A 10,326-nucleotide genomic window follows, 5' to 3' on the forward strand; every position below is an offset into this window, starting at 1 on the left:
GGGATACCGCACCGATCGGTTGTCGGGTAGAGAAAACGAGGAGGAGGACGGAATGAAAAAGTCGGGAGGGGGAGGCAGTCTCGTACTTGCGTTTGCCGTGCTCTTTTTTTACTCCAGCAGCGCATCCGGGTACACGCTGCTGGACGGGAATTTCGAGCTGAAGGGATTCGTGCGCCACATCACCGCGGTCCGGACGGAGAACCCGAAAGGCGGGCTGGGCGGCGACCAGTTCAAGAGCGGAGAGGTCGAGCTGTCCAAGTCGTTCCTCCAGGTGGAGGGCACGTACACCGTGAATCCGGGCCTCAAGGTGTACAGCCGCTGGCGCGGCGCGTACGACGCATCGTTCGATTTCAAGGGGCAGGAGAAGTTCCCCCCGGCCGTGGTCGACGACCAGAGGCTGGAAAACGAGATCCGCGAGCTGTACGTGGACGTCCGCAGGGGGCCGCTGTTCGTGCGGCTGGGGAAACAGCAGGTGGTCTGGGGCGAGTCCGACGGACTCCGGCTGGCCGACATCATCAACCCGCTCGACTTCTCGTGGCACTACTTCCTCGAGGATTGGCAGGATATCCGCCAGGGGCTCCCGATGATCCGGGCGATCTACGGTGTCGCGCCCAAGACGGACCTGGAACTGGTATGGGCCCCCGTCAGCTTCAAGCCGGCCAAGTGGGCGGGCGTGGGCACCTTCTGGGAGTTCCCGGGCGCCGGGATCGGCGGGATCCCGGAGAAGAAGTACGACACGAACGTGCGGAACGGCTCCGTCGGCGGGAAGGTGAAAACCACCCTCGGGTCCGGCCTGGACGTGTCCCTCTACGACTACTACCACCGGTTCGAGATGCCCTCGCCGGAGCTCTCCTCCACCGGGCTGGAGTTCGCCCACCCGTTCGTGAACTCCATCGGCGGCACGTTCAACGTGTTCGCCGATCCCGTGAAGACGGTGTTCCGCGGGGAGGCGGTGTACAACCAGGACGAGCCGCACACGGATTTCACGAAGCCCAACTTCATCTCCAAGAAGAACACGATCGCCTTCATGCTGGGAGCGGACCGCCCGACGTACCTCCCGATCAACTCCGAGTCCTCGTTCCTGAGCTTCCAGGTGTTCTACAAGCAGGTCCTCTCCCCGGACGACACCACCATCATGTTCGGCGACAGCGCCGCGCCCGGGAAAAAGGACTCCCAGACGATGATTTCCGGCTTCATCTCGACGCCGTACACGTATCTCATCCCCAACGCCATCCTGACCCCCTCCTTCTTCGTCTTCTACGACGTGATCGGGGCGGGGTGGATGCGGCCGATGGTCAACCTCAAGTACGGCGACAACTTCAGCGTTTCCCTCGCGTGGAACAAGTTCTGGGGGCACAAGGACGGACGCGGATTCTTCGACCCGTTCAGCGATCGGAGCGAGGCGTACATCGATCTCAAGTACTCATTCCAATAACCAACAGCCTGCCGAACAGGCCACGGACGGGAGGGAAATGATGAAAAGGTTCTTGCGTGTCCTTACTGCCTTCATCGTCGGATCGGTGTTCATCGGGTCGCTCTCCACGGCGTACTCCGCGGAATCGACCCGGGAGAAAAGCTATCTCGGCGGAGAGGTGAAGTTCCGGATCGATAAATCGAACGTGGAACAGTACAAGGACAAGCTGGCCCTCGGGGTCTACCAGCTGGTGAAGGAGTGGGGATACGTCGTTCCCGTGTACGACACCGTACACGATTACACGTTCCCGAAGGAGTACGTCGAGGCCACGGAAAAGTACAAGGGGACGGCCCGGATCAACAAGCAGGGCGGACTCGAGAACTACACGGCGGGCCTGCCTTTCCCGGATCCGAAGACCGGGGCCGAGGTGATGTGGAACTACGAGTACAAGTATTCCGGGGACGATTTCTTCTGGACCACGTACGACATCGACGCGATCAGTTCCACCGGGAAGCAGAAGAAGCTCCTCGGGTACTACCGGCGCCTCGCATACCAGGGGCGCGTGAAGCAGGCGCCGATGCCGTCGATAGCGAATCCCGACGGCGTGGCGGTGAAGGAGATCCAGGGGATCTCGTATCCCGAGGACCTTGCCGGGTTGGCCCTGCTCACCGCCCGGTACCAGAGCGCCACCAAGGGGGACGACGGGTGGATGTACATCCCGACCATCCGCAGGGTCCGCCGCATCTCCGTGGCGCAGCGCGGAGACACGTTCGGCGGCACGGACTTCACGTGGGACGACTACCGCGGATTCTCGGGAAAGGTCTCCGATTACAACTGGACCCTGCTCGGGAAGAAGGAGATGTACGTGGCGTACCATCCCCTCTCCAACAATCCGAAGTATGCGGGGAAGATCCCGGCTCCCGACGATCTGCGGTACGAACTGAAGGAAGTCTACATCGTCGACGGCGTGAACAAGGACAAGGATTACGTGTACGGGAAGCGGCGGATCTACGTGGACGCGGACAGCTTCGCGGTGTGCTCGAACGACCTCTGGGACCGCAGGGGGCAGCTCTGGAAGTACAACGAGGCGGGGCTGACGGTGAAGAAGAACGACCACGTGATGTTCAACTACTACCAGAACATGTTCGACCTGATCGCCAAGCGCGGATCCATGGCGTACAACGCCGTGCTGAAGACGAACATCGGCCAGAAGGAAAGCGACTTCACGACGACGAAACTGCAGACCCAGTCGAGGTAGGATCCCGACGCGCGGCGCGGGGGTGCGGGTCCCCGGCCACGCGTTCACGGTTGGGGAGGGAAAATGCCGCATCCCGGCTCCCTCCGCCGGATGCGGCACGGACCGACCCTCCTCCGAGGATTGGGAAGGGAAAAGGGGGAACCCCCCCGATCCCTTCCCACATCCTCCTGGAGGTGTCCGGATCAGGAGGGTGGAGGCGCCACCCGGCATGGACGGCAGGAAATTCATCGAGGATGGATGGTTCCGCGATTTCGGCCGCGGAATGGCGTTGGCCGGCGGCCGTTGCCCCGCCTGCGGACGGATCTATTTCCCCGCGAAAACGGTTTGTCCCGGCTGCTTCGGTGCGGACCAGCAGAGCGTGCCGTTGAGCGGCAAGGGGACGCTTCACACGTACGCCCGGTCCTGCATGGGACCCTCCGGGATCGAGACGCCGTACTACATCGGCTTCATCGATCTCCCCGAGGGGATCAGACTCTTCTCGCTCCTGGCGGAATGCGAACCGTGGGAAGAGGTCCTCTCCGTCGGGATGGAGATGGAAATGGTGATCGGGCCGATCCGACGCGACGAGGAGGGCGCGGAAATCGTCAGCTACATGTTCAGGCCATCCCGGGTCACGCCCTCATGAGGGAGGTGGCGATCGTCGGCATCGGGGGAACGCGGTTCGGGAAATACGGCGACCGGTCGATCCGCGTTATCGGCGAGGAATCGTGCATTCAGGCGATCCGGGACGCCGGGATGAAGCCCCGCGACATCCAGCAGGCCTACGTCGGGAACCTGGCGCAGTGGGAGTGGGGGCAGGGGCTCCTGGTGGGCCACTCCGTGCTTCGGGAGATCGGCATCACGCGGATACCCGTCACGCGGGTGGAGAACGGATGCGCCACGGGATCCAACGCCTTTCACGAGGCATGGTACAGGGTCGCGACGGGCGCCTGCGACGTGGCGTTGGCGTTCGGGGTGGAGCAGATGACGGTGGCCGGTTCGGAAAAGATCCTGAACGTGTTCACCGGGCGGCAGCACGCGGAACGGGACGGCGACATGGGCAACACCGCCCCGGGGTTGTTCGCCCTCATGGCCCGGCGGCACATGGAGGAGTTCGGGACCACGCGGGAGCAGATCGCCATGGTGGCGGTCAAGAACCGGGAATACGGTTCGCGGAACCCGGACGCCCAGCTGACGCGCCCCGTGACGCTTGCGGAGGTTCTGGGGGAACGGATGATCTGCGATCCGCTGACGCTGCCCCAATGCTGTCCGCGCGGGGACGGCTCGGCCGCCGCGATCCTCGTCGCCGCGGAGATCGCCGGAAGATACTCCTCTTGTCCCGTGTCCGTGGCCGCATCGGTCCAGGTTTCCGGATCCTACTCCGACGAGGGGAGCTACACCGGCTTCGATACGGACGTGCGGGCCGCCGCCGCCGCGTACCGGATGGCGGGCCTCGGGCCGGAAGACATCGACCTGGCGGAAGTCCACGACTGCTTTAGCGTGGCGGAAATCGTCCACTACGAGGACCTCGGTTTCTGCCGCAAGGGGGAAGGGGGGCGATTCGTCGAGGAGGGGCACTCCGGACCCGGCGGAAGGATCCCCGTGAATACGAGCGGGGGGCTTCTCTCCAAGGGGCACGTGATCGGCGCGACCGGGATCTCGCAGATCGTGGAGCTCGTCCGCCAGCTCCGCGGGCAGGCGGGCGACCGGCAGGTCGAAGGCGCGAGGGTGGCCCTGCAGCACAACGGCGGAGGGTTCATCCACACGGACACCGCCACATGCTTCATCCACATCCTCAGAAATTGACCGGGACAGGGAGCGCGACTTGACGACCGACGTTTCCAGCAGGCCCTACCGGAACATGGAGATGGAATCCATCCTCAACACCCCGGAGATGGCGGCGATCCAGCTCGAGAAGCTCAAGAAGCTGATCGCCAGGCTCCACGAGGGGAAGCCGTTCTGGCGTGAGAGAATGGAGAAGGCGGGGGTCCGGCCGGGGAATATCCGGACGCTCCGGGATTTCGGGAGGAGCGTCCCGGTCTTCGACAAGGCCCAGCGGAGGAAATTGACCGAAGAGTGCGGCATGGACATGGCCCGCGTCGTGGACTGCCTGATCGGCGTCCCCGCGGAAAAGCTGTCCCTGATGGCCGCGACCTCGGGAACCACCGGCGAACCGACCCCGTACCCCATGACGCAACACGACATCGAATGGCTGTCGGAGAACATCGCCCGGATGCACTGGCGGATCGGGGTCCGCCCCGGCGACCGGATCGTCCACGCGTTCGGGCTGAGCATGTGGCTGGCGGGGGTCCCGTACGCCCAGTTCTCCCAGAGAAGCGGGGCGTGCGTGTTTCCCGTAGGCGCCGAGGGCGGAACGGAAAGGATATTGAAGTTCGCAAGCCTCTTCAAGGCGAACGTCCTCGCCTGCACGCCCTCCCTGGCCGAGCACCTGATCACGAAGGCGCCGGAGGCCCTGGGTTTCGAAGTGGGGAAACTGGGGATCAAGAGGCTCTTCTGCGGGGGGGAACCGGGAGCGGGAATTCCGGAGGTGCGCAGCAACCTGGAGAGCGCCTACGGGGCGAGGCTGTCGGACCACGGAGCCGGGTTCGGCATATCGTGCGACCATCCCGAGTACCAGGGGATGCACCACGTGGCCGACGACACGGTCCTCTGCGAGCTGGTCGATCCCGAGACCTACGAGCCCGTACGGTTCGAGGACGGGGCGAAGGGGCTGCCGGTCTTCACGACCCTGGAAGGGGAAGGGTTCCTCTGGTTCCGCGAGACGATCGGGGACGTCTGCCAGGTGTTCACCGCCCCGTGCCCGTGCGGAGCTACCGGATTCCGGTACAGGATCGTCGGCCGAGTCGACGACATGCTGAAGGTGAAGGGGATCATCGTGTACCCCGCGGCGATCGACGGCGTGATCGCGGGGTTCATGCCCCGGGTGACGGGAGAGTTCCGGATCGTCCTCTCGGAGCCTCCTCCCCGCGTGGTCCCGCCGCTGAAGCTGAAGGTGGAGGCGGGGAAGGACGTCCCGGCGGCCGACCTTCCCGGCCTGGCGCGGGAGATCGGGGAGAGGATGAAGAGCCGGCTGAAGATCACCCCGGGCATCGAGTGGGTGGGCCCCGGGACGCTCACGCGGTCCATGAACAAGACGCGGTTCATCGAAAAGGAGTACGAGAAGAATTGAACGGGGGAGAGTCCATGGCAACAGGGAAGGTGTCCACCCCGATCGACATCGGGTCGATGACGCTGAAACACCGGGTCGTGATGGCCCCGACGATCCACGAGATGTGTTACGGCGGCCACCCCACGGAGGCGTATATCGCCATCACGGAAACCTACGCCAGAAGCGGCGTGAGCATGGTGTGCGTCGGCGGGGCGACCATCGACCCCGGGAAGTCCGGGGATGTGTTCCCGAACGCCCTGTCGATCGCGGACGACGAGTGCATCTTCGGGCTGCAGCGGCTCGCCGAGACGATCCATGCGCAGGAAGCGAAGGCGTGCCAGCAGATCTACCACCCCGGCCGAGCGTCCGCCCGGTACTGGGCGCAATCGGATCCCTCCTGGCTGCCGTGGGGCGCCTCCGCGAAAGTTCCCTTCATGGCCGCCGCGAAATGGGAGATCACGAGGAAGGACGGGAAGTGGAGCGCGGTGAACACCATGACCCCCGCGCCGGTGCGGGAGATCTCCCTCGAGGAGGTCGAGCAGGTCGTTCGGATGCACGTCCTGGCCGCGCTGCGGGCGAAGAAGGCGGGGTTCGACGCCGTCAATATCCATTTCGCCAACGTGACGCTCATCATGGACTTCATCTCGCCGTACACCAACGTCCGGACCGACGGCTACGGCGGGAGCTGGGAGAACCGGATGCGCCTTCCGTGCGAGATCATCCAGGCGACCCGGTCGGCGGTCGGCAAGGGGTATCCCCTGATCGTCCGGATTCCCGCGGACCAGGGTCTCGGGGAGGCGGGGATCCGGTTCCAGGACACCCTCCGGCACGTCGTGCCCAGGCTCGCGGAGGCGGGGATCGACGCGATCGACCTTTCGGCCGGCGTGCTCGACCACACCCCCCACAAGATCATTCCGCCGATGTACGACGCTCGGGGGTGCTGGCTGCACCACTCCGAGGAGGTGAAGAAGGTGACGAAGTTGCCGGTGATCGTCGCGGGACGCCTCTGCGACCCCAGGATGATCGCGAAGGCGGTCGAAAACGGCCAGTGCGACGTCGCCGCCCTTTCCCGCCCCCTCATGGCGGACCCCCTCCTGCCGAAAAAGATGTTCGCCGGGAAGCCGGACGACGTCCGGATGTGCGTGGCGTGCGGATACTGCATGACGGAGGCGGGGTGGACCAAGTATTGCGCCATCAACGCCGAATCGGCGCGCGAACGGACGCTCCCGGAGATCGGGCCGGCCGGCAGGCCCAGGAAGGTGCTCGTCGTCGGAGGAGGTCCGGGCGGCATGGAAGCCGCCCGCGTCCTTCGCGAACGGGGGCACGACGTCACGCTCTGCGAGAAGGAGGGGCAGCTCGGCGGAGCGTTGCGGGTCGCCGCGGCGGCCCCGCTCACGAGGGAGTGGAGGACCTTCACCCGTTGGCACGCGCGGCAGATCGAGGCGCTCGGGGTCAAGGTCCTCCTGGGGACGGAAGTCACCAGGGCGTTGGTCGACGAGCTCGCACCGGAGGTGGTGGTCGTGGCGACCGGGTCGGTCCAGAGCAGGGACATCGACGGGGCGGACCGGGCGATCGTCGCCGCGGAGGAGGAGGTCCTCCTCAAGGGCAAGGCGATCGGGAAGAAGGTCGTCGTGGTCGGCGGGGCGTTCTGGGACGTCGAGACGGCGATCAACCTCGCCGACCAGGGGAAGGAAGTGACCCTTGTCCGGGAGGCGGAGACCGTGTCGATGAACCGGCTGGGGCCCATCCGGGCGCTTCCGATCCTCTTCGGGATGCTTCAGGCCAAGAACGTGAAGCCGCTGTTCTCGACGAAAGTCGTGAAGATCGAAGAGAATGGCGTGAGGGTCGAAAACCGTGAGGGGAACTCCGCGCTCCTCGAGGCGGACGCGGTCGTGCTGTCCACGGCCAGGGTCGCGAACCGGAAATTGCTCGACGAGCTCCGGGGGGTCTCCGCGGAACTCCACGAGATCGGGGATTGCGTGACCCCGCGATCCGTGGCCGACGCCGTGTACGGCGGAAGGCTCGTCGGAGCCAGGGTCTGATATCGGGGGTTCATTCCCCCTCCACGGAGGGATCGAACGCATGCCGGCGGTCGTGAACAGGGGAACCTGCAACGGATGCGAAGGTCTCGAACGCCAGGAGTGCATCTTCCACTGTCCGTACGACGCCATCGCTTTGACGGAGGGGAAGGCGTTCGTCGACAAGGACAAGTGCGACGAGTGCAAGATCTGCATCGAGGTTTGCCCCGTCCGGGCCATCGCGCTGGAGTGACCGGGCACGCATCGGGAGGAGGAGGAACGGCATGAGCCTCTGGCGGACGGAGATGGAGAACGGAGTCGTCACCGCGACGTTTTCCTCCCCCCCGATGAATTACATCGGCGCCGAGGGCACCCGGCAGATGGCCGACCTGATCCGGTCGTGGGAATCCCCGGAGGTCCGGGCGATCGTCGTCCGGGGCGGGGTGCCCGGGAAATTCATCACCCACTACCACGGCGAGGAACTGGCGGCGATCGACCCCGCGGCGATCGAAAATTGCCGCACCCTGGGGATGTCCCCGATCCCCGAGTACAACGGGATGCTGCGCCGGCTCGAGAAACTCCCCAAGCCCGTGATCGCCGCGATGAACGGAGACGCCATGGGCGGCGGCTTCGAATTCTGCCTCGCGTGCGATATCCGGATCGGGGAGCGGGGAGACTACCGGTACGGGCTGCCGGAAACCCGGTTGGGCCTCATCCCCGGCGGCGGGGGAACCCAGCGGCTTTCCCGCCTCGTCGGGGTGGCGAAGGCGACGGAATTCATCCTGCGGGGGCGGATCGTCACTCCGGACGCTGCGGCGGCACTGGGGATCGTCGGCGAACTGGCGGACGACGCCGCGCGACGGGCGCGGGAAATGGCGTCCGAACTGGCGTCCATGCCCGCGATCGGGCTGGCGCGGGCGAAGAAGGCGATCCGTGAAGGGTACGAAATCCACCTGGACGGCGGACTGGAGATCGAAAATTCCGCGTTCGTGGACGTGATGCTCTCCGTCGAAACGCAGCTCGCGGTCCAGCGGTATCTCGCCCTTCCCCCCGGCGAGCGGCGACGCTGGCTGGAGAACTCGGCCGCCGGGGACCGCAAGGTGCCTTAAGGAAGCCGCCGGACCGCCGTCCCCCGATTCTCCCCCCCGTGGCTTCGTCCCTGCAGTCCATGCCTCCGATTATGAAAGGTATTCGTCGTTCTCCTTTGGGGGAGGGAGATCCGCTCTTTCGAGGGATTGATGCGGGAGGCGAAAGCCATCAGCATGACAACGGGCAAAAACTCGACGATTCCACGTCAGGAGCGCGCAGGATGATGAGAAGGGGGTACGTTCTCGCCGCGGCGGCGCTGGTCTTCGCATGCGGCATCGCATCGACGTTCTCCGGCACCGGGGGTGCCGCGAGGGAAGCGGCCGTCGCCCCCGGGAAGGAATCCCGACCCGGAAACGCGGGCTGGAAGTACGACTATTTCGACAACTTCTACGACGTCGCCTCTCCCGCCCCGCAGGAAATCTGGATCGTCGGAAACAGCGGCAGGATCCTTCACTCCGCGGACGACGGGAAAACATGGCGCATCCAGGTCAGCGGGACCCGGGAAGACCTGTACTCGGTCTCCTTCGCGGATGCGCGGCGCGGGTGGTGCTCGGGCAGCAACGGACTGGTCCTGCACACGGAGGACGGCGGAGCGACCTGGTCCCGCCAGACGAGCGGGACGAGCCATCCCATTTTCCGGATCCAGTTCCTCTCCGACAAGGTCGGGTTCGCCTGCGGATATTTCGGCCTCTTCCTCCGTACGGCCGACGGCGGGAGAACCTGGGAGAACAAGTCCATCGGGGAGGATGTGACCCTCCGCGGGATGAGCTTTCCCGACGCGAAGACCGGATTCATCGTCGGGGAATTCGGGACGGTGCTGAAGACCACCGACGGCGGTTCCTCCTTCACCCGTCTCAAATCCACGGTCGAATCGACGCTGTTCGCGGTGCATTTCCACGATGGGAAATCGGGGTATGCCTCCGGGATCGACGGGTCCGTCCTGTCGACCGTCGACGGCGGCAGGACGTGGCGAAAGGAAGACAGCGGCACCCGGGATCACCTCATCGGGATCCGGTCCAACGGGCGCATCGCGGTCGCCGTGGGACTGCGCGGAGCGGTCCGGGCGAAGGCGGCCGGCGGGAAATGGAACGCGGTCGACGCCAGGACCCTCAGCTGGCTCTCCGGGGTTCACGTCGGGAAGGATTCGAAGGGGCTGGTGGTCGGCTCGCACGGGACGATCCTCCGCCTGGAGGACATCATTCCAGCAGGCAGGGATAAATAATGGACAAGAAAATCGCCTCGGCCATATTCCGCTACAGGAAACCGATCCTGCTCCTGATGTCGGTCCTCACGGTCCTGTTCGCCTGGCGGGCGGCGCACCTGAAACTCTCCTACGATTTCGAGAAGCTTCTCCCCCGGAACCACCCCTACGTGAAAACCTACCAGGAGTTCCAGGAGA

The 10,326-nt window shown here is 65.1% G+C and carries 10 protein-coding genes; all 10 read left to right on the forward strand.

Annotated elements, in window-relative coordinates:
* Positions 1–52: 52 nt before the first annotated feature.
* A complete protein-coding gene (locus HZB86_10670) occupies positions 53–1,435 on the forward strand; it encodes a hypothetical protein (GenBank protein ID MBI5905987.1) in 1,383 nt (460 codons plus the stop codon).
* A gap of 40 nt (positions 1,436–1,475) precedes the next feature.
* Positions 1,476–2,672: a DUF1329 domain-containing protein gene (locus tag HZB86_10675; GenBank protein ID MBI5905988.1), complete on the forward strand. Its 1,197-nt coding sequence runs from the start codon at positions 1,476–1,478 to the stop codon at positions 2,670–2,672.
* Between the two features lie 190 nt (positions 2,673–2,862).
* On the forward strand, positions 2,863–3,297 hold the full coding sequence (locus HZB86_10680) for an OB-fold domain-containing protein (GenBank protein MBI5905989.1): 435 nt from the start codon (positions 2,863–2,865) through the stop codon (positions 3,295–3,297).
* Positions 3,294–4,457, forward strand: a complete 1,164-nt coding sequence (locus tag HZB86_10685) for a thiolase family protein (GenBank protein ID MBI5905990.1) — start codon at positions 3,294–3,296, stop codon at positions 4,455–4,457. Before HZB86_10680 ends, HZB86_10685 begins: the two co-directional genes overlap by 4 nt.
* A gap of 55 nt (positions 4,458–4,512) precedes the next feature.
* Positions 4,513–5,841: a phenylacetate--CoA ligase family protein gene (locus HZB86_10690; GenBank protein ID MBI5905991.1), complete on the forward strand. Its 1,329-nt coding sequence runs from the start codon at positions 4,513–4,515 to the stop codon at positions 5,839–5,841.
* A 14-nt stretch (positions 5,842–5,855) separates the two neighbouring features.
* Complete coding sequence (locus HZB86_10695; protein ID MBI5905992.1) at positions 5,856–7,862, forward strand: FAD-dependent oxidoreductase; 2,007 nt, start codon at positions 5,856–5,858, stop codon at positions 7,860–7,862.
* Between the two features lie 40 nt (positions 7,863–7,902).
* Positions 7,903–8,091 (forward strand): 4Fe-4S binding protein, encoded by a 189-nt coding sequence (locus HZB86_10700; protein ID MBI5905993.1) that lies wholly within the window; start codon positions 7,903–7,905, stop codon positions 8,089–8,091.
* A gap of 31 nt (positions 8,092–8,122) precedes the next feature.
* On the forward strand, positions 8,123–8,947 hold the full coding sequence (locus tag HZB86_10705) for an enoyl-CoA hydratase/isomerase family protein (GenBank protein MBI5905994.1): 825 nt from the start codon (positions 8,123–8,125) through the stop codon (positions 8,945–8,947).
* A gap of 200 nt (positions 8,948–9,147) precedes the next feature.
* Complete coding sequence (locus HZB86_10710) at positions 9,148–10,149, forward strand: hypothetical protein (protein MBI5905995.1); 1,002 nt, start codon at positions 9,148–9,150, stop codon at positions 10,147–10,149.
* On the forward strand, positions 10,149–10,326 hold a 178-nt coding region (locus HZB86_10715; GenBank protein ID MBI5905996.1), incomplete at its 3' end, for a hypothetical protein. The genes HZB86_10710 and HZB86_10715, both read left to right, overlap by 1 nt.

The organism is Deltaproteobacteria bacterium (genome assembly GCA_016234845.1).
Lineage (GTDB): Bacteria > Desulfobacterota > Deferrimicrobia > Deferrimicrobiales > Deferrimicrobiaceae > JACRNP01.

What these genes read in the sequence shown, in the direction of transcription:
- HZB86_10685 (MBI5905990.1), top strand. Translation starts at nt 3,294, where the DNA reads ATGAGGGAGGTGGCGATCGTCGGCATCGGGGGAACGCGGTTCGGGAAA.
- HZB86_10670 (MBI5905987.1), top strand. Translation starts at nt 53, where the DNA reads ATGAAAAAGTCGGGAGGGGGAGGCAGTCTCGTACTTGCGTTTGCCGTG.
- HZB86_10695 (MBI5905992.1), top strand. Translation starts at nt 5,856, where the DNA reads ATGGCAACAGGGAAGGTGTCCACCCCGATCGACATCGGGTCGATGACG.
- HZB86_10710 (MBI5905995.1), top strand. Translation starts at nt 9,148, where the DNA reads ATGATGAGAAGGGGGTACGTTCTCGCCGCGGCGGCGCTGGTCTTCGCA.
- HZB86_10700 (MBI5905993.1), top strand. Translation starts at nt 7,903, where the DNA reads ATGCCGGCGGTCGTGAACAGGGGAACCTGCAACGGATGCGAAGGTCTC.
- HZB86_10675 (MBI5905988.1), top strand. Translation starts at nt 1,476, where the DNA reads ATGAAAAGGTTCTTGCGTGTCCTTACTGCCTTCATCGTCGGATCGGTG.
- HZB86_10690 (MBI5905991.1), top strand. Translation starts at nt 4,513, where the DNA reads ATGGAGATGGAATCCATCCTCAACACCCCGGAGATGGCGGCGATCCAG.
- HZB86_10705 (MBI5905994.1), top strand. Translation starts at nt 8,123, where the DNA reads ATGAGCCTCTGGCGGACGGAGATGGAGAACGGAGTCGTCACCGCGACG.